Source organism: Nocardiopsis sp. YSL2 (assembly GCF_030555055.1).
Lineage (GTDB): Bacteria > Actinomycetota > Actinomycetes > Streptosporangiales > Streptosporangiaceae > Nocardiopsis.
This window is the reverse complement of record NZ_JAMOAO010000001.1, coordinates 5,820,061-5,841,525: the sequence shown is the minus strand read 5'-3', so window position 1 is coordinate 5,841,525 and position 21,465 is coordinate 5,820,061. Positions and strand designations below refer to the sequence as shown.

General features: G+C 72.1%; 20 protein-coding genes. 7 read left to right on the top strand and 13 right to left on the bottom strand.

Annotated features, from left to right (window positions below):
* Nucleotides 1-24: 24 nt before the first annotated feature.
* Nucleotides 25-876: an AraC family transcriptional regulator gene (locus M1P99_RS25875; RefSeq protein WP_304455190.1), complete on the top strand. Its 852-nt coding sequence runs from the start codon at nt 25-27 to the stop codon at nt 874-876.
* A 54-nt stretch (nt 877-930) separates the two neighbouring features.
* On the opposite strand, the gene M1P99_RS25870 is transcribed toward M1P99_RS25875, so the two are convergent.
* Nucleotides 931-1,557, bottom strand: coding sequence for a TetR/AcrR family transcriptional regulator (locus M1P99_RS25870; RefSeq protein WP_304455189.1), 627 nt, complete (start codon nt 1,555-1,557; stop codon nt 931-933).
* A 60-nt stretch (nt 1,558-1,617) separates the two neighbouring features.
* Here M1P99_RS25870 and M1P99_RS25865 point away from each other — a divergent pair, with 60 nt between their 5' ends.
* Complete coding sequence (locus tag M1P99_RS25865) at nt 1,618-3,048, top strand: aldehyde dehydrogenase family protein (RefSeq protein WP_304455188.1); 1,431 nt, start codon at nt 1,618-1,620, stop codon at nt 3,046-3,048.
* 171 nt (nt 3,049-3,219) lie between these two features.
* Here the strand turns inward: M1P99_RS25865 and M1P99_RS25860 are convergent, their stop codons facing one another.
* From M1P99_RS25860 to M1P99_RS25850, 3 genes are all read right to left on the bottom strand, one after another.
* Complete coding sequence (locus M1P99_RS25860) at nt 3,220-3,987, bottom strand: polysaccharide deacetylase family protein (RefSeq protein ID WP_304455187.1); 768 nt, start codon at nt 3,985-3,987, stop codon at nt 3,220-3,222.
* 120 nt (nt 3,988-4,107) lie between these two features.
* Entirely contained in the window at nt 4,108-5,736 is a 1,629-nt protein-coding gene (locus tag M1P99_RS25855) for a polysaccharide deacetylase family protein (RefSeq protein ID WP_304455186.1), read from the bottom strand.
* A gap of 164 nt (nt 5,737-5,900) precedes the next feature.
* Entirely contained in the window at nt 5,901-6,965 is a 1,065-nt protein-coding gene (locus M1P99_RS25850) for a pyroglutamyl peptidase (protein ID WP_304455185.1), read from the bottom strand.
* Nucleotides 6,966-7,152: 187 nt separating this feature from the next.
* Between M1P99_RS25850 and M1P99_RS25845 the strand changes: the two genes are divergently transcribed.
* The 3 genes from M1P99_RS25845 (at nt 7,153) to M1P99_RS25835 (ending at nt 9,803) form a co-directional block, all read left to right on the top strand.
* Nucleotides 7,153-8,700: an aldehyde dehydrogenase family protein gene (locus M1P99_RS25845; RefSeq protein ID WP_304455184.1), complete on the top strand. Its 1,548-nt coding sequence runs from the start codon at nt 7,153-7,155 to the stop codon at nt 8,698-8,700.
* A gap of 136 nt (nt 8,701-8,836) precedes the next feature.
* Nucleotides 8,837-9,301 carry a MarR family winged helix-turn-helix transcriptional regulator gene (locus M1P99_RS25840; protein WP_304455183.1) on the top strand — a complete coding sequence of 155 codons (465 nt, stop codon included), beginning with the start codon at nt 8,837-8,839 and terminating at the stop codon, nt 9,299-9,301.
* Between the two features lie 73 nt (nt 9,302-9,374).
* Nucleotides 9,375-9,803, top strand: coding sequence for an organic hydroperoxide resistance protein (locus M1P99_RS25835; RefSeq protein ID WP_304455182.1), 429 nt, complete (start codon nt 9,375-9,377; stop codon nt 9,801-9,803).
* Between the two features lie 70 nt (nt 9,804-9,873).
* Here the strand turns inward: M1P99_RS25835 and M1P99_RS25830 are convergent, their stop codons facing one another.
* The 4 genes from M1P99_RS25830 to M1P99_RS25815 form a co-directional block, all read right to left on the bottom strand.
* Nucleotides 9,874-10,881 carry a hemolysin family protein gene (locus M1P99_RS25830; protein ID WP_304455181.1) on the bottom strand — a complete coding sequence of 336 codons (1,008 nt, stop codon included), beginning with the start codon at nt 10,879-10,881 and terminating at the stop codon, nt 9,874-9,876.
* The gene (locus M1P99_RS25825; protein ID WP_304455180.1) at nt 10,878-12,257 is read right to left on the bottom strand and encodes a hemolysin family protein; all 1,380 of its coding nucleotides are present in this window, start codon (nt 12,255-12,257) and stop codon (nt 10,878-10,880) included. Before M1P99_RS25825 ends, M1P99_RS25830 begins: the two co-directional genes overlap by 4 nt.
* A gap of 227 nt (nt 12,258-12,484) precedes the next feature.
* Nucleotides 12,485-13,045 carry a TrmH family RNA methyltransferase gene (locus M1P99_RS25820; RefSeq protein ID WP_304455179.1) on the bottom strand — a complete coding sequence of 187 codons (561 nt, stop codon included), beginning with the start codon at nt 13,043-13,045 and terminating at the stop codon, nt 12,485-12,487.
* Between the two features lie 144 nt (nt 13,046-13,189).
* Nucleotides 13,190-13,849, bottom strand: coding sequence for a class I SAM-dependent methyltransferase (locus tag M1P99_RS25815; RefSeq protein WP_304455178.1), 660 nt, complete (start codon nt 13,847-13,849; stop codon nt 13,190-13,192).
* A 142-nt stretch (nt 13,850-13,991) separates the two neighbouring features.
* Here M1P99_RS25815 and M1P99_RS25810 point away from each other — a divergent pair, with 142 nt between their 5' ends.
* Complete coding sequence (locus tag M1P99_RS25810) at nt 13,992-14,498, top strand: dsRBD fold-containing protein (protein ID WP_304455177.1); 507 nt, start codon at nt 13,992-13,994, stop codon at nt 14,496-14,498.
* 385 nt (nt 14,499-14,883) lie between these two features.
* Nucleotides 14,884-16,140: an APC family permease gene (locus M1P99_RS25805; protein WP_304455176.1), complete on the top strand. Its 1,257-nt coding sequence runs from the start codon at nt 14,884-14,886 to the stop codon at nt 16,138-16,140.
* Between the two features lie 207 nt (nt 16,141-16,347).
* Here M1P99_RS25805 and M1P99_RS25800 read toward each other — a convergent pair whose 3' ends face one another.
* The 5 genes from M1P99_RS25800 to M1P99_RS25780 all read right to left on the bottom strand — a co-directional run bounded on the left by M1P99_RS25800 (nt 16,348) and on the right by M1P99_RS25780 (nt 21,040).
* On the bottom strand, nt 16,348-17,106 hold the full coding sequence (locus tag M1P99_RS25800; RefSeq protein WP_304455175.1) for an NUDIX hydrolase: 759 nt from the start codon (nt 17,104-17,106) through the stop codon (nt 16,348-16,350).
* A complete protein-coding gene (locus M1P99_RS25795) occupies nt 17,103-17,834 on the bottom strand; it encodes an HAD family hydrolase (RefSeq protein WP_304455174.1) in 732 nt (243 codons plus the stop codon). The genes M1P99_RS25800 and M1P99_RS25795 overlap by 4 nt, the downstream gene beginning before the upstream one ends.
* Before the next feature lie 140 nt (nt 17,835-17,974).
* On the bottom strand, nt 17,975-18,922 hold the full coding sequence (locus M1P99_RS25790; protein ID WP_304455173.1) for a VWA domain-containing protein: 948 nt from the start codon (nt 18,920-18,922) through the stop codon (nt 17,975-17,977).
* Nucleotides 18,923-18,998: 76 nt separating this feature from the next.
* Nucleotides 18,999-19,967 (bottom strand): DUF58 domain-containing protein, encoded by a 969-nt coding sequence (locus M1P99_RS25785; RefSeq protein WP_304455172.1) that lies wholly within the window; start codon nt 19,965-19,967, stop codon nt 18,999-19,001.
* A 5-nt stretch (nt 19,968-19,972) separates the two neighbouring features.
* Complete coding sequence (locus M1P99_RS25780) at nt 19,973-21,040, bottom strand: MoxR family ATPase (RefSeq protein WP_304455171.1); 1,068 nt, start codon at nt 21,038-21,040, stop codon at nt 19,973-19,975.
* Nucleotides 21,041-21,465 lie beyond the last annotated feature (425 nt).

Genomic DNA, 21,465 nt, shown 5'->3' with positions numbered 1-21,465 from the left:
CAGATCGTCTGGCACACTCGGCTCATGACTTCCATCGACCGGCTCTCGCCCCTCCTGGACCGGTTCCGGGTGCGCACGCGCGTCTTCCACACAGGGCCCCTGTGCGGCGTCACGACGTTCGCCGCGCAGCCGGGCCGGGGGTTCCTCCACGTGCTGCGGCGCGGGGAGATGGAGGTGGCCCACCGCGGCGCGGACGGGCGCCTGGAGCACCGGACGATCGATCGGCCCAGCCTGCTCTTCTATCCGAGGCCCCTGGAGCACTCCTTCCACAACGCGCCGACGGAGGACTCCGACTTCGCGTGCGCGACGCTCGACTTCGACGGCGGGGCCACGCACCCGCTCGTGCGCACCCTCCCTGCCGTGATCGTCCTGCCCGTGGCGGCGGTCGACAGCCTGGAGCCGTCGCTCGACCTGCTGTTCGCCGAGATCGACAACGTGCGCTGCGGCCGCAGGGTGCTGGCCGACCGGCTGTTCGAGGTGGTACTCGTCCACCTCTTCCGATGGCTCCTGGACCACACCGACGAGCTCGCCCTGCCCGCCGGTCTGCTGACGGGCCTCGCCGACGAGCGCCTCGCCCGCACCCTGGTGGCGATCCACGAGAACCCCGGCGGACCGTGGACCCTCGCCACGATGGCGCAGGAGGCGCACATGTCGCGCAGCGCGTTCGCCGCCCGGTTCAAGTCGGCCGTCGGGCAGTCGCCGGCCGAGTACGTGACGGGATGGCGGCTCACCGTCGCCCAGGAACGGCTGCGGGGCGGGGCGTCCGTGGCCCGGACGGCGACGGAGCTCGGCTACGCCAACCCGCCGGCCTTCTCCCGCGCGTTCACCCGCGAGCTGGGGCAGTCGCCCCGCGCCTGGCTGGCCGGCGCCCGCTGACCCCGTCCTGATCCCACCCATGGCGCCCGCGCCGCCCCTCTGCCCGGCGCCGGATCAGTCGGGGGGAGCGCCCAGGGCGCGCAGGAGGTAGGGGAGCAGGCGGTCGGCCATGTCCGTTCCCGGGCTGGCGCCGGGGGAGGGCGGGACGAGGAACGTGTGGCTGACCATCGGACCGATGACCATCTCGCCGACGACCAGAGGATCCTCCACCGGGGCGATCTCCCCGCGCCCGGCGGCGCGGTCCAGCAGGGCCGCGACCCGGTTCTGCAGGGGCAGGACGAAGGCATCGAAGAGCACGTCGGCCAGTGCCCGGTTGTGCGCGGCCTCGCCCAGCACGGCCCGCAGGAGGCGGCCGGAGGCGCCTTCCAGCGCGTCGGCCTTCTCCTGCAGCAGGGCCCTCAGGTCCGCCCGCAGGCTGCCGTGGTCGACGTCGGGCCCCAGGTCCTCGGCCCAGGCCTGGGCCGCCCCCACCACCAGGTGCTCCTTGGAGCGCCAGCGGCGGTAGAGGGTGGCGGTCGATACGCCGGCGCGCTTGGCGACGGCGGCCGTCGTCAGGCCGCTGTAGCCCTGCGCCTGCAGCTCGGCGAGGGTGGCCTCCATCAGCGCGCGGTCCCGGGTGGCGTCCCGCGGCCGCCCCCGTGCGGGGGCGGCGGACGCTTCGGGCAGATGGTCCGTGGTCATAAACGGAATCCTATGCCAGGCTCTCTATCGAAACGAAAAGCTTTCGTTTAGTATCGGCCCATGCCGAACACCGAGCCCACCAGTGCACCCCCGACCACGACCGCCGACATCGTCACGGACGCCGACATCGTCGCGACCGTCGCCCGGCTGCGCTCCGCGTTCGCCGACGGCCGCACCAAGCCCCTCGCCTGGCGGCGGGCCCAGCTGCGGGCCCTGCGCCGACTGCTCACCGAGGAGCGCACCACCCTGGAGGAGGCGCTCAAGGCCGACCTCGGCAAGAGCCCGGTGGAATCGCACACCACCGAGATCGGGTTCGTCGTCAACGAGATCGACCACACCCTCAAACACCTGGCGTCGTGGCTGCGCCCCCAGCGGGTGTCGGTGCCCATGGCCCTGGCCCCCGCCAAGGCCCGCCGCGTGCGCGAGCCGCTGGGCACCGTGCTGATCATCGCCCCGTGGAACTACCCGGTGAACCTGGCCCTGGCTCCGCTGGTCGGCGCCCTCGCGGCCGGCAACGCCGCCCTGGTCAAGCCCAGTGAACTGGCCCCGGCCACGTCAGCGGCCCTGGCCGACCTGGTCCCGCGCTACCTGGACACCGAGGCGGTCGCCGTGGTGGAGGGCGGCGTGGCCGAGAGCACCACCCTTCTGGAGCAGCGGTTCGACCACATCTTCTACACCGGGAACGGCGCCGTGGCGCGCATCGTCATGGGCGCCGCGGTCAAGTACCTGACCCCGGTCACCCTGGAACTGGGCGGCAAGAGCCCCGCCATCGTGGAGCCCGGAGCCGACCCGGCCACCACCGCCCGCCGCCTGGCCTGGGGCAAGTTCACCAACGCCGGCCAGACCTGTGTGGCCCCCGACTACGTGCTCGCCATCGGCGACAGCGCCCCCGAACTCGAGCGCGAGCTCGCCGCGGCCATCACCGAGATGTTCGGCCGGGATCCGGCCCGCAGCGCCGACTACGGCCGTATCGTCAACGAGCGCCACTTCGACCGGCTCACCGCGCTGCTGGACTCGGGCACCGTCGTGGCCGGAGGAGAGCACGACCGCGACGACCTCTACATCGCCCCGACGGTGCTGGGCGAGGTGTCCGCCGACGCGCCCGTGATGGCCGAGGAGATCTTCGGTCCGATCCTGCCGGTCATCCGGGTCCCCGACCTCGACGCGGCCATCGCGTTCGTCAACGAGCGAGACAAGCCGCTGGCACTGTACGCCTTCACCGAGTCCGAGGAGACCAAGCGCCGCCTGACCACCGAGACCTCCTCGGGCGGCCTGGCCTTCGGCCTGCCCATCGCCCACCTGGCGGTCCCGGACCTGCCCTTCGGCGGGGTGGGGGAGAGCGGGATGGGCGCCTACCACTCCGCCGCCTCGATCGACACCTTCTCGCACACCAAGTCGGTGCTCGACAAGTCGCTGCGCCTGGACACCATGCGGGTGGCCTACGCGCCGATCACCGGCCTCAAGGAGCGGCTGCTGCGGAAGATGCTCTAGACCACTCGGCCGCAGACGGCCGAGGTCGTCGCCTCGGTTCGTCTGCACCGGTTCGCGTTCCGACCACCCCTGCGACAGAACGGTCACGGGTCGCATCTCCCGGGCCCGGCGAAGCCGCATCGACGACGGTGAAGGGTGTCCCGGGTGCGACGGTGAGGCTGAAGCGCAGCGCTACAGCCGGGCGTCGGTGTACACGTCGCCCGGCTTCAGGGTGTCCGGGAACAGCTCGTCGACCGTGACGAAGTGGTATCCCTGCCTGTGCAGGCCCTTCAGCACGGAGGGGATCGCCTCGACGGTGGACTCGTGGATGTCGTGGAAGAGCACCACGCTGCCCGGGGAGGTCTCGTCCAGGGTCACCTCGGTGACCGCGTCGGCGTCGCGGCTCTGCCAGTCCAGGGTGTCCACGTCCCACAGGACCAGGGCCTGGTCGATGGCCGAGCGCGCGGTGCCGTCCAGCGAGCCGTAGGGCGGGCGCATGGTCGCGGGTTCGATCCCGGTCGCCTCGCGGATGGCCTCGTTGGTGCGTGCCATGTCCTTCTCGACGTCGCGGGCCGACAGCGTGGCCAGGTCGTCGTGGTCCCAGGAGTGGTTGCCGATCTCGTGCCCCTCCTCCGCCATCCGCCGGAGGGTGTCGGTGTTGCCGGCGACCTTGGATCCGAGGACGTAGAAGGTAGCCTGTGCGTCGTGGTCGGCCAGCACGTCCAGCAGTTCGTCGGTGTACGCGCCGGGGCCGTCGTCGAAGGTCAGGGCCACGCACTTGAGTCGCGTGCAGTCCCGCAGCTCGCCGCTGAGCCCGCCGACCACGGACGGGCCGACGTGGTCGGCGGCGGTCGGAGCCGCGGCGGCGGGAGCGGCCAGGGCGGCACAGGCGCCGAGCGCGGACACGAGGGCGACCGCGGACCGGATGATGATGCGCTGGGATGAGAGTGTCGCGTTCACGCATCGAATGTATCCGCATTTCGTCACGAAAACGGACTCTGAAGGTAAAAAGTGACGGTCAGCGCTTTTGAGGTGCTCGGGAACGGGTAAGGATCTAGGGTCGTCTGTCGGATCGTCGCCTCACTCAGGCTCGGGCTGGGCGTCGGTGTAGACGTCACCCGGCTCCAACTCGCCGTGGAAGATGTCGGTGACGGAGACGAAGTGGTACCCCTGCCGGTGCAGACCCTCCAGCACCTTGGGGATCGCCTGGACCGACGTCGGGTGGATGTCGTGGAAGAGCACGACGCTGCCGGGCACCGAGTGCGTGAGCGCGTGCTCCGAGATCGCCGCGGTGTTCCGGCTCTGCCAGTCCAGCGTGTCCACGTCCCACAGGATGATGGGCATGTCGGCCGACCGGCGGACCGTGCCGTTCAGCGCTCCGTAGGGCGGGCGCAGGGTGGGCGGCTCCGACCCGATGACCTCCTCGACCGCGCGGTTGGTGCGTTCGAGGTCCTTGGCGACTCCGGCTTCGGACATCCCGGTCAGGTCGTCGTGCTTCCAGCTGTGGTTGCCGATCTCGTGCCCCTCGGCGGCCGTGCGCTCCAGCACCTGCGGGAACTCCTCGACCAGTGACCCGAGCACGTAGAAGGTCGCCCTGGCGTCGTACTCCCGCAGCATGTCGAGCAGTTCCTCGGTGTGCTCGCCCGGGCCGTCGTCGAAGGTCAGGGCCACGCACTTGGCCCGCTGGCAGTTCAGGTCGCTGCCCTGGGCGCTGAGTCCCTCGCCCAGGGGCGGTATGTCGTCGGTGCCGGCCAGGGCCGCGTCGCGGGCCTGGTAGCCCAGTCCGGACAGCAGTTCCTCGGCGTCCTCGGCCTCGACGGGCAGCAGGACCTCGCTGTTGCTGCCCGTGCCCGGCACGTCGTCGGGGTCCATGCGCGCGACCAGCCCGCCCGAGGTACTGAAGGCCACGTCCTCCAGCGGTGAGCCCGCCCAGTCCTCGGCGGCCGTCCAGGCCTGCTCAGGATCGCCCAGGTCCAGCGGCTCACCCTCCCCGGGTGCCGCCGGCCCCTCGGAGGCCTCCGCCGCCTCAGGCGCATCAGGTGCCTCGGTAGCCCCAGGGGTCACCGTCGGCGCCGGTTCCGCCAGGGCGCCGCCTTCCGCAGGGTCCGCGGCCGGGTCGGCCGCGGAGTCCGCGGCGGACCGCGCGGCGATCTCTCCCACGAGGCCGGGCAGCTGTTCGGCGGGCAGGTTGTAGCCCTCCGTCAGTACGTCGGCGATGAGCAGGTGGGCACGTTCGAGCGCGGCCTCGTCGCGGAACAGGGCGGTCCAGGGCAGGACCCGCCGGCCTTCGGCCGCGTACCAGAGCGTGGAGGACTCCTGGGTCTCGCGCAGGCCGCTGCGGGTGACGGCGGTGACGCGCGCGCCCACGACCTCCTCCGACACGGCCAGGATCGTGGTGTCCTGGGTCAGTTCGGGCGTGCCGCGTTCGGGCAGGTCCTCCAGGAACGCCGTCTGCCGCTCGGCCATCGAGGTGCGGATCTCCGTCGTCAGCGGGTGGTCCGCGCCCAGACGTGGATACCGGTAGCCGACCACGCTGTGGTCGGCGGTCACCGACCCGGAGCCCACCACCACGCCGGCGACCTCCTCCAGGGGCGTACCGATCGCCTCGGCGAAGGGCAGCGCGTGGTCCGTCGCGTGGCAGCCGGGCACCAGGAGCAGTCCCATGGCGGCGCAGGCAGTGAGTTTTCGTCGCAGTGAGGTGTCAACCACGAGGGGACACTATCGGAGCCGAGGCGAACTCACGTCACGGAGAGCAACGGTTTGTGCGTCAGATGTGACATTTTGGTCAATCTGTTGTCGAGTGGAACCGTCCGGCCGCATCCGGCGGCGTGGTCGGCGCCGCGCGGTGCGCGAACCACCGGGGCCGGCGGTCCTCAGCCGACCGTCGCCGCGACGATCGCCCGGACCTGGGCGAGGGTGTCGGCGTGTTCCTCCGGGCGGCTCGTCCTGGGTACGTGGACGTGCCCGGCCGGGACGTCCCGGTCCGCCCGCTCGCTCAGGAGCGTGTTGCGGTAGGCGATCTCGTTGGACAGGTAGTCCCCGCCGCCCCCGCACCGGGCCGCCGACCCGGGGGAGGGGCCGTCGGCGCGCACGACCGGGTCGCCGCCGCCCGCGGGCACCTCGGTCACCTCGGTGTTGGCCAGCACGGGGAGGCGCCCCTGCGCGCGCTCCACGATCCGCTCCAGCGGCAGCGAGGACCGGGTCCACTGCGGGGCGTCGGGTCCCGGCGCGGGAACGCGTCCCTCCTGCGACCGGCCCTGGTTGTCGGTCCCCCCGCCGCGCCAGGAGCCGTTCCACACCTCCAGGTCGAAGCGCCCGGGGCGGCCCCGGCTGAGGGTGATCACCGCGTCGACCCGTGCGTACTGGCCCGCCAGGGCCTCCTCCACCAGGCCCGCGTCGAAGTCGGCCCAGCGCACCGGGAACACCGCCGTGCGCACGACCGCGGTGCGGTCGCCCACCGCGAACGTCCAGCCGTTGAGGTCCAGCGCCGCCGTGCCCGAGGGGTTGGAGCACTCGGGATCCTCGTCCAGGCGGAAGGGGTCGAACCCGGTGACGACCACCCGGATCCACCGGTCGCCCGGCGGGAAGTCCAGGTCGGTCATACCGCGTGAGGACGTCTCCAACAGGTGCAGCAGTTCCCCGCGTTCGCGGTCGGACAGGTCGAAGGGCGGCCGCCAGGCGCGCAGCCGCGCCGCCAGGACCAGCCGCGCCCAGTACAGGGGGCGGTCGTCGGGACCGCCGGGGCCGGTGCGCGCGGCCTCCGTCCACAGACGGGAGGCATGGGAGGACACCGTCCCCCATGCCTGGGGCAGGTCCTCGCACGCGCGCAGTTCGGCGGCGAACAGCGGCTCGGCCGCGCCGAACCCGGAGCGGGCCAGGATCCGCCGCGGCTCGGGGAGTCCGGCGCGTTGCTCTTCGGGAGTGGGATGGTGGTGCACTGGGTCGCAGACTCTGTATGGGGAACGGATGCGCCCCTGGGGGCCCGGTGAGTCTAACGTTCCGGAAAGTCCGCCGTCGCAGGGGGAGCGGGGCGAGTCGCCGAACCTGACACCGGGGCTGGACCGGGGGCGGCGGACTTGGCAGGGTGTGTAGTGACCGCTGCCCTCTCAACGGAGAGAGATACTCATGGACACCGCTGCCCTCCCCGACACCCGGGACCTCGCCGAGCGCGCGCGCACCGCTCTGGCGCGGTGCGGGGTCGAGCGCCTGCGCGAACCCGTCGGCGCGGCCGGCGTGGCGCGCACACCCCTGACCGGGCAGATCCTCTTCCCCGTCGAGTTCGACACCCCGGCCTCCGCCGGAAGAGCCGTCACCGCGGCCCGGGACACCTTCGCCACCGCCTGGCGCGACACCCCCGCCCCCGAGCGCGGGCGCCTCGTCCACCGGCTCGGCGAGCTGCTGCGCGAGCACAAGGACGATCTGGCGGCCCTGGTGACCGTGGAGGCCGGCAAGATCCACTCCGAGGCCCTGGGCGAGGTCCAGGAGATGATCGACATCTGCGACCTGGCCGTGGGCCTGTCACGGCAGCTCTACGGGCGCACGATGCCCTCCGAGCGCCCCGGGCACCGGCTGATGGAGACCTGGCACCCGCTGGGCGTGGTCGGCGTCATCACCGCCTTCAACTTCCCCGTCGCCGTGTGGTCGTGGAACACCTGTGTGGCGCTGGTGTGCGGCAACACCGTGGTGTGGAAGCCCTCGGACGCGACTCCGCTCACCGCGCTGGCCTGCCACGGCCTGCTGATGCGCGCCGCCGCCGACGTCGGCGCGCCGTCCGACGTCCACCGCGTGGTCCTGGGCGGGCGCGAGGTCGGCGGGGCCCTGGTCGAGGACGACCGCGTGGCGCTGCTGTCGGCCACCGGCTCGGTGGCCATGGGCAAGGCCGTGGCCCCGAAGGTGGCCGCGCGCATGGGGCGCTGCCTGCTGGAGCTGGGCGGCAACAACGCGGCGGTCGTCGCTCCCTCGGCCGACCTGGACCTGGTCGTGCGCGGCAGCGTGTTCTCCGCCGCGGGGACGGCGGGCCAGCGCTGCACGACGCTGCGCCGCATGATCGTGCACGAGTCCGTGGTCGATGAGGTCACGGACAAGATCGTGGACGCCTACAAGCAGCTCCGCGACCGCGTGGGGGACCCCTTCGACGACGAGACGCTCGTGGGGCCGCTGGTGTCCGAACGCGGGTACTCCGCGATGCGCGACGCGCTCTCGCGGGCCGAGGCCGACGGGGGCGAGGTCCTGGTGGGCGGTGGCCGACGCCTGGAGAGCGAGGCCGAGGACGCCTACTACGTCGAGCCGGCCGTCGTCCGGATGCCGTCCCAGACCGAGATCGTGCGGGAGGAGACCTTCGCACCGATCCTGTACGTGCTGTCCTACCGGACCTTCGAGGAGGCCGTGGAGCTGCACAACGGCGTGCCCCAGGGCCTGTCGTCGTCGATCTTCACCCAGGACCAGGCCGAGGCCGAGCGGTTCCTGTCCTCGGCCGGTTCGGACTGCGGGATCGTCAACGTCAACATCGGCACCTCCGGCGCGGAGATCGGCGGCGCCTTCGGCGGTGAGAAGGACACCGGCGGCGGACGCGAGTCCGGCTCGGACTCGTGGAAGGCCTACATGCGCCGGGCCACGAACACCGTCAACTACGGCGGAGAGCTCCCTCTCGCCCAGGGCGTGCGGTTCCTCTGAGCCCCCGCGGTCCCCGTGCCCACGGGCGCGGGGACCTGCGCCCAATAAATATTGTGCCCAACCTTGTTGTGGGCAACTAATGCTGGTAGCGTCATGCGTGTTCGAGGGTCGAACCGACGACGCGGGGAGGGGCACCGTGGCCGACACCGACGAGGGCGATCCCCTCGCTCTGGACAACCAGCTGTGCTTCTCGCTCTACGCGGCCTCGCGCGCCCTGACGGGGCTCTACCGGGACCTGCTGCACGACCTGGGCCTGACCTATCCGCAGTACCTGGTCATGCTCGTGCTCTGGGAGCGCGACAGCCTCACGGTCAAGGACCTCAGCCACGCCCTGCACCTGGACTCCGGCACGCTCTCGCCCCTGCTGCGCCGGATGGAGCAGGCGGGACTCCTCACGCGCGAGCGCGACTCCGACGACGAACGCGTCGTCCGGGTGAGCGCGACCGAGGCCGGCAGCGCCCTGAGCTCCCGTGCCCAGGGCATCCCCGAACGGCTCCTGTGCACCGCGGGCCTGTCCCCGGGCCGGGCGGGGGAACTCCGCACGGCCCTGGACGAGGTCACCCACTCGGTGGAGTCGGCCGGGCGCCGACACTCCGGCTGAGGCACTCGGCCCGCCGCAACGACCGACCAGCCGAACCACACAACCGCCCGTCCGCGGGCCACGAAAGGAACACATGTCCGTCGACATCTTCTACACCGCCAACGCCAGCGTCACCGGAGAGGGCCGCTCCGGATCCGGCAAGACCGACGACGGCCGCCTGTCCGTCGACCTCTCCGTGCCCAAGGGCCTGGGCGGCGACGACGGCCCCGGCACCAACCCCGAGCAGCTCTTCGCCGTCGGTTACGCCGCCTGCTTCCACGGCGCCCTGAAGAAGGTCGCCCGCGAGTCCAAGACCAAGATCGACGGCTCCACGGTCGACTCCAAGGTCTCCCTGGGCAAGTCCGAGGACGGCCTCGCCCTGGTCGTCGACCTGGCCGTCACCATCGTCGGCCAGGACCAGGCCAAGGCCGAGGAGCTGGTGAACGCCGCCCACCAGGTGTGCCCCTACTCCCGCGCCACCCGCGGCAACATCGACGTCAACCTGTCGGTCACGACCTCCTGACGCAGCAACGGACGGCCGCCCCGGGCACAGTGCCCGGGGCGGCCGTCCGTCATGGTCGGTGGCGCCCCGTCTAAGCGGCGGCCTCCAGGAGCAGGAGCTGGTCCAGCACGTCCTGGAGCGTGACCAGGCCCATCAGACCGTCGTCCTCCACCAGCGACAGGTGGCTGCGGCTCTCGCGCATGATGCCCATCGCCGCGTACATCGGCGTGTCCGCGGGCAGGGTGAGCACCGGACGCATCAGATCGGCCGCGGTCGTGCCCGCCGGACTCGTCAGCGCCTCGCGCACGTGCAGCACGCCCACCGGCTCGCCCTGGTCCATCACCACCAGACGCAGGTGCGTGGACTCCCGCGAGACCCGCTTGATCTCCTCCAGCCCGTCGTCGGGCGAGACCGACGCGATGTCCTCGCGCGGAGTGACGATCTCGCTCACCGGACGCGAGTTCACCTCCAGAGCGGTGGCCAGCTGGTCGCGGCGCTCGGAGTCCAGCGCTCCCGCCTTGGCCGAGTGCTCCACCAGCTCGCGCACGTCGTCCGGGCCGTGCCCGGCCGACACCTCGTCCACGGCCTCCACACCCACGCGGTGCAGCGTCCAGTTGGCCATGCCGTTGAGCATGAGCAGCACGGGCCGCGTGAACCACATGAACGCCCGCATCGGGATTGCCAGCAGCGTCGCGGACTTCTCGGGGTGTGAGATCGCCCAGGACTTCGGGGCCATCTCACCCACGACCAGGTGCAGGAACGTCACGACCACCAGGGCCAGCACGAACGACAGCACCGAGGCCACCGCGTGCGGCAGCCCCTCGAACAGGGGCTCCAGCAGGTGGTGCACCGCCGGCTTGGAGATCGCGCCCAGCGCCAGCGTGCACAGCGTGATGCCCAGCTGCGAACCCGCCAGCAGCAGCGACAGGTCCCGCGCACTGCGCAGCGCCGCGCGCGCCGACGCACTCGTCTCCGCGGCCGCCTCCAGCCGGTAGCGGCGTGCCGCCACCAGCGCGAACTCGATGGCCACGAAGAAGGCGCTCAGCAGGATGATCCCCGCGGTCACCGCCAGGGCCAGCCACACGTTCATGTCACTCATGCCCGCACCTCCCGGGACTCGTCCTCGGCGCGCTCACGCAGCCGCAGCTCGACCGTGTGCGGCACGTGCCGCTGGACCGTGTTGACCACCAGCGTCAACGCCATGTCCGGGTCCTCGTCGTGGGCGCTGGGCGGACGGTGCAGGTCGACTTCGACCCGGTCGCCCGGCTCGGGCAGCCGGTGCAGTTCGTGGATGACCAGACCGCCCAGCGTCTCGTAGTCGCCCGAGGGCAGGTCGTGGCCGATCAGGCGCTCCACTTCGTCGATGTGCAGCCCGCCCGGCACCAGGTACGTGCCCTCGCCGTCCAGGTGGGACGGCGAGTCCTCGTCCAGGGTGTGCTCGTCGGCGATCTCGCCGACCAGCTCCTCGGCCAGGTCCTCGGTCGTGACGACGCCGGCCAGGCCGCCGTACTCGTCCACCACACAGGCGAACTCCTCTCCCGCCTCGCGCAGCTGCCGCAGCACGGCCGGGAGCGGAAGGGACGCCGGGACCATGACGGTCGCACGCGCCACCTCGCTGACCCGGACACCCGACAGGTCCCGGTCGCCCAGCGCCAGGACGTCGCGCAGGCAGATCACGCCCACGATGTCGTCCACCCCGTCACCCAGGACCGGGAAGCGGGAGTGGTCCGAGGCCATCAGTTCCACGACCCGGCTGACCGGATCGCCCTCCTCCACGGTCGTCACCTCGGGGCGCGGGATCATCGCGTGCCCGGCCGTGCGGTCGTGGAAGTCCAGGGTGCGGTCCAACAGGGTGGACAGCTCCGCCGGCAGGTCCCCGCTCTCGCGGGACTCGGCGATGATGCTCTCCAGGTCACGCGGCGTGGCCGCGTGCTGGACGTCCTCGACCGGTTCGATCCGCACCGCCTTGAGCAGCAGGATCGCCGCCTGGTCGAACAGCCAGATGAGCGGGCCGAAGATCCTCAGGTAGATCCCCGTGGACAGTGACAGGGCGCGGGCCACGGGTTCGGGCCGCGCGATCGCCAGGTTCTTGGGGAAGAGCTCACCGAAGACCATCTGCACGATGGTCGAGAACAGCAGCGCGAGGACGGTACCGACGGCCACGCCGGTCCCTGTGGGGACCCCCACACCGCCGAGGAGCTCACCCACACCCTGTCCGATCATCGGCTCGGCCACGTAACCGACCAGAAGACCCGTCACGGTGATGCCCAACTGGGCGCCGGAGAGCATGAACGACGTGCGGTCCGTGATCCGCAGGGTCCGTACGGCCCCCGCGTCCCCGGCCGCGGCCCTGGCGCGCAGACGCGAACGGTCCACGGCCATGTAGCCGAATTCCTGGGCGACGAAGTAGCCCGTCGCCGCGGTGATCACGAAGACCACCAGTGCCCCGAAGGCGATACTGAGAACGGTGCTCATCGGGCACGCACCGCCTCGCCCCGCCTAGCGGCGGGAGTGCCGATCAGGTGCGCGCCCCTGGGAGAAGGGGGCTCGTCGGAGTCAGGGTCACAGCATCCCTGCGGGATGCTGTTGGTACTTCGGGACGGGTCCACTGTTCCTCTCTCTGCGCATGTGCGCGTTGTTGATGTGATCGAAGTGGTCCAGGTGTCAGAAAAGACGCTGGAGGGCGGGCGAAAAGTTCCCGCTCAGCGCCCGACGGGCGCGTCGGCCTCCGCGCCGAAGACCGCCCATTCGCGCCGACGGGCCTCGGCGAGCGCGATCGCGGTGGCCACGGCCACGTTCAGCGATCCGACCCGGCCGATCTGCGGAATGTAGGTCACCGCGTCCGCGCCGGACAACAGGGCCGGGGAGCAGCCGTGGTCCTCGGCTCCCACGGCCAGACACACGTCCGGCTCCAGCGGGGCGGCGTGCAGCGGCACCGCGCCGGAGGCCAGTTCCACCGCGACGACCTTGAATCCCTCGCCGCGCGCCGCGGACAGGGCGTCGGCGGTGGAGGCGGTGCGCGTGTGCGCCACCTTCGCGCCGGTGCCCAGCGCGGTCTTGCCGACCTTGGGATCGTCGGGGTCGGCGCTGTTACCGGTGAGCCAGAGCCGGTCGACGCCGAAGGTCGCGCAGGTACGCAGGATCGAGCCCAGGTTGTACGGCTGGGTGACGGACTCCACCAGAAGGGCCAGACGACCCTCGGTGCGCCTGCGCCACTGGCGGTTCAGGCGTTTGACGTCGGTGGGACGCAACTGCGTGCTCAACTGCGGTGTGTTCCTCAGCGGGTCAGCCCCGGGCGGCCCCGGGGTCGGTGTTCGCAACAGGATACTGGTCGGCCGCGCGCCTCGCACGCGGGGACCGGGCACACCTGTGCGGATGGAAGCCTCAGCGCGGGACGGACGCGCGGGTCACCTCGCGCGGCGTACCGCCAGGACGCGGTATCCCGCCCGCGAGGCGACGCGCTCGGCCGGCAGGCCCTGGGCGTCCAGCCACTTCTGGAGCGAGTCCGCGCCCAGGTGGCGCTGGACCACCAGGTGGGCCGTCCCCTCCGGGGTGAGCCGGCCCAGCCAGGTGCGCAGCATCGAGTGCAGCACGCCCTTGCCCACGCGGATGGGCGGATTGGACCAGACCGCGTCGAAGGGCCCCTCCAGCTCCCCGGCGGCGGGCTCGGCCCCTTCCGGCCCGGCCTCCTCCGGCCCGGCCGTGGGACGGCCCTCGGTGGAGACGACCGCGAACCGGGCGTGCGCGAGCCCGTACTCGGCGGCGTTGCGCCGCGCCAGCCCCACGGCTCGCGCGTTGACGTCCACACCGAGCACCCGCGCCCGCGGGGCGCGGGAGGCCATCGTCAGCGCGATGGGCCCGTAGCCGCAGCCCAGGTCCAGCAGGCGCCCCTGGGACGGGGGCGCCGGCACGGTCTCCAACAGCACGCGCGTGCCCAGGTCGACCTTGTCGGGCGAGAACACACCGCGGTCGGTGTGCAGCCGAAGGTGCAGGTCGGGTAGGACCAGGTCGGCGGTGGAGGGCCGGCTGGCGGCGTCGGGAGCGGAGTCGAAGTAGTGCTGGGCCACGCCGTGACGCTACCAGGAGGCGCTCCCCGCTCCGGCCGGGCAAAAACCTCTCCACCTGCCGGATACGAAATCTCCAAGACCCCGGACCTGGGGCCGCCGGGTGCGGAAGATGGAGGTAACCGACCATTTCGTGGGGGAACACATGCGAGCAGAGGTAGGAGACCGACTCGTCGTCGAGAGCCCGCGTGCCGACGCCCACCGCCGGACGGGCGTCGTCACCGGGGTCCAGGGCGACGGCGGGTCCCCGCCGTACCAGGTGCACTGGCTGGACCCCGTCGGCGGGCACGACGCCCTGGTCTACCCGGGGCCGGACGCGCACATCGAACACACGCCCGGCCGCACGGGCGCGGACACGGAGGGGACGGAAGCCATGCAGACCATGAAGCGCTGGGACGTCGACGTCGTCGTCGCGGAGGAGACCGAGGGCGACACCGCGCGGACCTGGGCCGAGGTCGGTCTGGTCGCCGACGACGGAACGGCGCTCCGAGGACACGGAATGTCTCGCAAGCACCCCGCCGATGTCGACGTACCCGAGATCGGGGAGGAGCTCGCCGTCTCGCGTGCCCTGTCCGACCTCTCGCGCCAGCTCCGCCAGGTCGCGGCCGAGGACATCAACGACAACACCGGCACTCCCTGGCGTCCCACCTGACCCACCGGCGACCGGCGCGACCCACCGCGTCGGCCATGCGGCCCCCGGCACCGCCGGGGGCCGCGATCATGTGCGCGGTGTCACCGGCCGGACCGGAAGTGGCCACCCGCGCCTCGGGTCGTTTGGGCCCGGTGGTCACCCGCATCGGGCACACTCGGAAGTCGGACACGGCTCCCGCCCCGACGGCGGGACGTGCGTCCCGGCTTCCACCGAAGCCGGGACCGCAGTCGTGTCGGGACCAGTGCAGGGCGGTCGGAGAAGGGACGGGAACTCTTCGGGAGAGAGGCGGCCGCCGCGTCCGAGGTACCGCTGTGCTCTCGTGCCGGACCGGGAGAAGCGCGTTGCCACCCGGCGCGAGCCGGGCGTACTCACGCAAGGAGACCCGTTGCCCACCTCGTCACCCCAGGCCGGACCCGCCCGGGTCCTCGGTACCGTCGACGCGGTCGCCATCGGCGCCGGCGCCATGCTGGGCGCGGGCGTGTTCTCGGTCTTCGCCCCCGCCGTGGTCGGTGCGGGCGCCTGGCTTCCGGTCGCCATCCTCATCGCCGGGATCGTCGCGTACTGCAACGCGGTCTCCTCGGCCCGGCTCGCCGCGTGCCACCCCCAGTCCGGGGGCGCCTACGTCTACGGCACCGAACGGCTGGGCGCGTTGTGGGGCTATCTGGCGGGATGGTCCTTCGTGGTCGGCAAGGTCGCCTCCTGCGCGGCGATGGCCCTGACCTTCGCCGCCTACGTGCTGCCCGGATGGGAGCGCCCGGTGGCGGCCGCCGCCGTCGTGGCGATCACCGCCCTGAACTACCGGGGGGTGCGCCGCTCCACGTTCGTGGTCAAGATCCTGGTCGCCCTGGTCCTGGCCGCGCTGGCGGTCGCGCTCGCTGCCATGGTGTTCAGCGGCCGACTGGCCCTCGTCGCCCAGGTGGACGGGCTGGGGCCCTGGCCGGGAAGCTTCGGCCTGCTCGGCTCGGCCGGGATGGTCTTCTTCGCCTTCGCCGGGTACGCGCGCATCGCGACCCTGGGCGGTGAGGTCCGCGACCCCGCGACCACCATCCCGCGCGCCATCGTGCTGACCCTGGGCGGGGTCCTGGCCCTGTACCTGGTGGTGGGCACCGGCCTGCTCATCGTGCTCGGACGCGACCGGCTCTCCACCAGCACCGCGCCGATGGTCGACGCGGTCCTGGTCGCCGGATACCCGGCCCTGGTCCCGGTCATGGTGGCGGGCGCCGCCGTGGCAAGTCTGGGCGCCCTGCTCTCCCTCGTGCTGGGGGTCTCGCGCACGACGGCCGCGATGGCCGCCGACGGCCACCTGCCGCGCTCGCTGGCGGTCGTCCACGAGCGCCACGGGGTGCCCCACCGGGCCGAGATCGTGGTCGGCGCCGTGGTGGTGGGACTGGTCCTGCTCTTCGACCTGCGCGGGGCGATCGCCTTCTCCGCGTTCGGGGTGCTGGTGTACTACGCCATCACCAACGCCTCCGCGCTGCGCCTGGGCCCTGACGAGACCCGGCCGCCGCTGGTCGTGCCGGTCGTCGGCCTGGTGGGGTGTGTGGTCCTGGCGTGCAGCCTGCCGCTGCCGGTGGGGATGACCGGCCTGGCGGTGCTGGGTCTGGGCGCCGCGGTGTGGTGGGCACGTGACCGGGTCGCCTGACGCCGGGGTTCGGGGCGCTTTCACGCCGGGGCCTTCGTCGTCGCTACGGCCCCTCACTCGTGCTCGCCTCGGGCCGCCGCTCGTTCCTCGCTACGGCCCGGATTGACCCCCTGGGGCTGGGGCAGGCTGAATCGCCTCCCTCCCACCCCTGGCATCGCGTAGGACGGGTGACTTCCTGGGGCCCGTGCGGGCGACTGGGCGTGGGGGTCAGTGGGTGTGGGCGACCAGGTAGGCCAGGCCGCGCTTGGCGGTCGTGGACAGGCGCAGATCGACCACTTCCTCGGGCGTGAACCAGCCGCAGTCGGCCGTGGAGCCGTCCACCTCCAGTACCCGGGGTTCGCCCGGGTGGGGGACGTGCACGTGGGAGAACACCCAGACCGCGTAGATCTCCGGGCCGGTCGGCGGGACGCGGTGGTGGCTGGCCACGGTGATCAGTCGGCCGACCACGCCCTTCTGGGCGGTCTCCTCCAGGACCTCGCGGCGCAGGGCCCCGCGCACGTCCTCGCCCGGGTCGACACCGCCGCCCGGGAGGTGCCAGGTGCCGCCGCCGGGGAAGCCCTCGGCGATCAGGCTGAGCAGGATGCGCCCGGCGGGGTCGGTGACGATCCCGTAGGAGGCCAGGCGGCTCAGCCGGGGTCGCCGGCCGGGCTCCTCCTCCGCCAGGATCCGCGCGGGAGCCACGGACCGGTCGACCGAGGCCGATACGGCGGGCCAGTGCTCGACCGTCGCGGTGGTGGCGAACACGACGCGGTCCACCTGGAGCAGAGTGCCGTCGGGGGCCGTGACCGCGTCGCCGAGCACGTCGAGGGCGACCAGGGGCTCGTCCGGCGCCAGCCGCCCGAGGGCACGGGCGACGTCGCCGGGATCCTGGCCGAACAGCACGCGCGCGCCGAGCAGGGTCGGGCCCGCGACCACGAGGTGCGCGGTCACACGCCGGGCCGGCTCGCCCGAGGGCACGGTGGTCACAGTGAGCCCGTGGCGGCCACACTCGGGAGTCCGACCAGGCGCAGGAGCTCATCGAGGGTGGCGACGGTGGTCACTCCCTCGAAGCGCTGGCGCCCGCGGCGGTCGACCATGACCGGGTGCATGCGGGCGGCGACGGCACCGACGCCGTCGGACTGGATCTGGTCGCCGACGTGCCAGCAGTCGGAGGGGGCCACACCGAGCCGCTGCGCGGCCATGTGGAAGATCGCTGGGTCGGGCTTGCCCGAGCCGGCGGTGTCGGCGCACACCACGGCGTGGAAGTACGGGGACAGTTCCAGGGCCTGGAGCTTGGCGTGCTGGAGGGCCTCGATGCCGTTGGTGACCACGGCCAGGCGGTAGCCGGAGGAGTGCAGCGCGTGCAGGGCGGGAATGGCGTCGGGGAAGGCCTGCCATCCCGAACGGTGCGCGTCCAGGTAGAGCCGGTAGAGGTCGTCGCAGTGCTGGTCGGCGATCTCGGCGTGCCCGGCCTGGACGGCCAGGGCCCGGATCCGATCGCGGCGCTGCTGGTCCAGGCTCAGGTCGCCGCGGAGGTAGGCACCGAAGGAGATCTCGGTCTGGACGTCCCAGAGGGTGCGCGCGGCGGTGAAGTCGGGGTGTCCGAGGCGGTCCATGACCGCGCGCAGTCCGGTGGACGACGCCGCTTCGTCATCGATGAGGGTGTCGTCCAGGTCGAAGCAGATCGCCATCGGCGCTGCGGGTATGTTCGGCATCGTTCCTCAACTGGCTGGCAGGACAAAACATGCCAACGCTAACCCGTAAGGACGACGTAAAAGGTGTAAACCCCGCCTTATGGGATGTGGCCAAAATCACGATACGGAGGGTGGGCCCGTGGCTCCACCACTCCCGGGTGTCACGGAAGCCGCTGGAACCACAAGAGTGAGGTCACCGCCGTGGCCATGGACAGCACGATGGCCACCAACACGAACCGTGTGACGATTTCCTCGTGGACGAACTCCGTCCCCAGGGACGACCCGATGTCCTCGTAGACCTCGGTCAGCTCCGTCTCGTTCTCCGCCTCGTAGAAGTGCCCCTCGGTGTCCTGCGCCAGACCGCGCAGCGCGTCCTTGTCGATGTCGGCGGGCACCTGGTAGCCGTCGATCTCGATCATCGCCGCACCGCTGCCGAACGCGATCGTCGACACCGGCACCTCCTCCTCGCCCGCCGCCGCGGCGGCCCGGGTGATCTCGCGCCCGCTGGTGTTCTCGCCGTCGGAGAGCAGCACGATCGCCGAGGGCGGCGGATCCTCCTCGGAGTCCTCGTCGAAGCTGCGGATCGCCTCCAGCGACGCGAACACGCCCTCGCCGATCGCGGTCCCCGGACCCAGCCTCAGATTCTCGATCGACCCGATCACCGCCTGGTGGTCCTGCGTGGGGGAGGACACCACCGTCGCTGTGGAGGAGAACGCCACCAGCCCCACGTTGAACCGGTCCGGCAGCGTCTCCACGAACCCCTGCGCCGACTCCTTGGCGGCCTCCAGCCGGTCGGGTTCGATGTCGGTCGCGGCCATCGACAGCGACACGTCCACCGCCACGATGATCGTCGCCCGCTCCCGGGGCGCCTCCACCGGCATGGCGGGCACCGCCATCGCCGCGATCAGCACGCCCAGGGTGAGTGTGAACAGCGCCGCCGGGACATGGCGGCGCAGGTCCGGCCGGTGCGGGGCCACCTGGTCCAACAGCTCCAGGTTGGTGAAGCGCACCGTGTACTGGCGTCGCTGGCGCTGAGCGAACACGTACGCCCCGACCAACACGATCAGGAGCAGCAGCCACCACAGCCGCGTGGGTTCCAGAAAGGTCATCGGTTCGTCCCCCGTGCGTCGGCTCCGTGCGGGCCGCTCCCGCTCCGTCGTCGTGCTCGCGTGCGTCCACCGTGGCTCATCGGGGCACTCCCGGTGTGTGCCTCGCCAGGTGGTGGGCTGTGCGCCGCTGATGAATCACGAATCTGGCGATATCCACCACCCAGTCACGGTCTGTCCGCAATACCAAGTGGTGTACCCCGCAGCGGCGCAGCGCATCGCGCACGGTCTCCCGCTGGGCCGCCGCGGCCTTCTGGTAGCGCTCCCGGACGGACCGGGTCAGCCGCACGTCCTTCACCCGCCCCGACCGGGGGTCGCGCAGGGCCACGTCACCGATCTCGGGCACGTCCAGCTCCCGGGGGTCGACCACCTCGACCACCAGGACCTGGTGCCGCTGGGCCAGCTGGCGCAGCGGCCGCTCCCACAGGACCTCCCCGCCGAAGGCCGGCGTGTCCAGGAAGTCCGAGACCACCACCCGCAGACCCCGACGCCGGCGTGTGCGCACCAGGTCCTCGATCGCGTCGCCCAGCGTCGCCCGATGAGGGGAGGGCTCGCGCTCGTCGCCCGTCGGCGCGGCCGCGATGGTGGCCAGCAGCGCCAGCAGGGCCTCCTTGCCCGACCGGGCGGGCCACCGCCGGATGCTCCCCCGGTGCAGGAAGTGCGCGCCGAACCGGTCGCCCACCCGCTGGGTCAGCAGGTTGGCGGCCACCATCGCGCCGACGGCCACGTCGCGCTTGGAGCGCTCACCGGTCCCGAAGTCCATGCTGGGGGACAGGTCCAGCAGCGTCCAGCTCTCCAGCTCGCGGTCGGCCACCAGGTCGCGCACGTGCGGGGTGTCGGTCCGCGCGGTCACCGCCCAGTCCATCAGCCGCACGTCGTCCTCGCCCGGCTGGTACAGGCGCGCCTCGGCCGCCTCCGAACCGGGGCCGAGCCGCAGCCCGAGGTGCTCGCCGTGCAGCAGCCCGTCCAGACGGTGCACGATACGCAGGTCCAGGCGGCGCAGAGCGGCGCGCAGGCGTGGATCGGTACCGATCGCGGGCATGTTCACGGGGACTACCTCGCCGACGCGAAGGAGGCCGACTCACCGCTGGGCGGTTCGTCCCAGATCACGCGCGGGGCCGGCACACTCGACAGGATGCGGTCGACCACCTGCTCGGCGCTGATGCCGTCGGCCAGGGCGTCGAAGGTCAGGACGAGGCGGTGCGCGATGATGTCGTGCGCCAGGACCCGCACGTCGTCGGGCAGGACGTAGTCGCGACCGCGCAGCAGCGCCAGGGCGCGCGCCGCCGCGACCAGGCCCAGGGTGGCCCGCGGGCTGGCGCCCACCTCCAGCACCTGGCGCAGGTCCGGCATCTGGTGGTTCTCCGGCTCACGGGTCGCCATCACCAGGCGCACGATGTAGTCGGCGATGAGCTGGTGGACGTGCACGCGCTCGGCGTCCGACTGCAGCTCACTGAGGGTGACCGGGTCCAGCACCTGGTGCGCGGTGGGCGGCGCGCCGCTCATCCGCCGCAGGATCTCCATCTCCTCGTGCGCGCGCGGGTGCCCGACGTTGACCTTCATCAGGAAGCGGTCGCGCTGCGCCTCGGGGAGCGGGTAGACGCCCTCGGACTCCACCGGGTTCTGTGTGGCGATGACGATGAACGGGGTCGGGAGGGGGTGAGTGGTGCCGCCGATGGACACCTGCCCCTCGGCCATGACCTCCAGCAGGGCCGACTGGACCTTGGCCGGGGCCCGGTTGATCTCGTCGGCGAGCACGAAGTTGGCGAAGACCGGCCCCAGCTCGACGTCGAACTTCTCGGTGGAGGGGTGGTAGATGCGCGTGCCGACGATGTCGGAGGGCACCAGGTCCGGGGTGAACTGCACCCGGGCGAAGGAGCCGCCGGTGACCTTGGCCAGCGTGGACACGGCCAGCGTCTTGGCGATGCCCGGCACGCCCTCGATGAGGCAGTGCCCCTGGGCGACCAGGGCGATGAGGGAGCGCTCCACCATCCGCTCCTGGCCGACGATGACCGTCGACACCTCGTGCAGTGCGGCACGCAGCAGCCGGGTCGGCTCGCCCGGGGTGCTCTCCGACGCCGGTGAGGGGGCGCCACCGTGTCCGGGTGAGGTTTCTGCCATGGATTCTCGGGCGCGTTCCCTGCGGGCCAGAGCGGGAGCGCCCTCCTCCTTCCGGGTGGTGGTCGCGGTGACGGGCCTTTCGCATCCCGCCTCCGCGCTCGTGGTTCCTGCGGCGCGTCCACCCCGGCCGCGCGTGGCCGTGCTGGACGTTCTGCATCGGTGACGCCGAATATGGTGGTGATCACCCGCCTGTGGCGACACTACCGTTCCTACGCAGATTGGCCAGTTCGACGTCCTCCCTTTCCTGAAAGAAGGGGATTGCGGCCGGGCCCGGTGGCGCTGCGCGCCTCACGGCCGCAACCGGTTCCTGCTTCGCCGACCTGGCGTCCCAGAGGTCTCCGCAGGCCGCCCCGAAGGGCTGGTCCGCCCGCGCGCCAGGGTGTTCCCGGGCGCGTTCACATCCGCTGTGTGCCCGCACCCGGTGC

Bases quoted from the DNA above. Each gene is read 5' to 3' on its own strand.
- M1P99_RS25795 (WP_304455174.1), bottom strand. From the start codon at position 17,834: ATGCCGAACATACCCGCAGCGCCGATGGCGATCTGCTTCGACCTGGAC.
- M1P99_RS25810 (WP_304455177.1), top strand. From the start codon at position 13,992: ATGCGAGCAGAGGTAGGAGACCGACTCGTCGTCGAGAGCCCGCGTGCC.
- M1P99_RS25870 (WP_304455189.1), bottom strand. From the start codon at position 1,557: ATGACCACGGACCATCTGCCCGAAGCGTCCGCCGCCCCCGCACGGGGG.
- M1P99_RS25835 (WP_304455182.1), top strand. From the start codon at position 9,375: ATGTCCGTCGACATCTTCTACACCGCCAACGCCAGCGTCACCGGAGAG.
- M1P99_RS25830 (WP_304455181.1), bottom strand. From the start codon at position 10,881: ATGAGTGACATGAACGTGTGGCTGGCCCTGGCGGTGACCGCGGGGATC.
- M1P99_RS25865 (WP_304455188.1), top strand. From the start codon at position 1,618: ATGCCGAACACCGAGCCCACCAGTGCACCCCCGACCACGACCGCCGAC.
- M1P99_RS25790 (WP_304455173.1), bottom strand. From the start codon at position 18,922: ATGACCTTTCTGGAACCCACGCGGCTGTGGTGGCTGCTGCTCCTGATC.
- M1P99_RS25825 (WP_304455180.1), bottom strand. From the start codon at position 12,257: ATGAGCACCGTTCTCAGTATCGCCTTCGGGGCACTGGTGGTCTTCGTG.
- M1P99_RS25875 (WP_304455190.1), top strand. From the start codon at position 25: ATGACTTCCATCGACCGGCTCTCGCCCCTCCTGGACCGGTTCCGGGTG.
- M1P99_RS25845 (WP_304455184.1), top strand. From the start codon at position 7,153: ATGGACACCGCTGCCCTCCCCGACACCCGGGACCTCGCCGAGCGCGCG.
- M1P99_RS25780 (WP_304455171.1), bottom strand. From the start codon at position 21,040: ATGGCAGAAACCTCACCCGGACACGGTGGCGCCCCCTCACCGGCGTCG.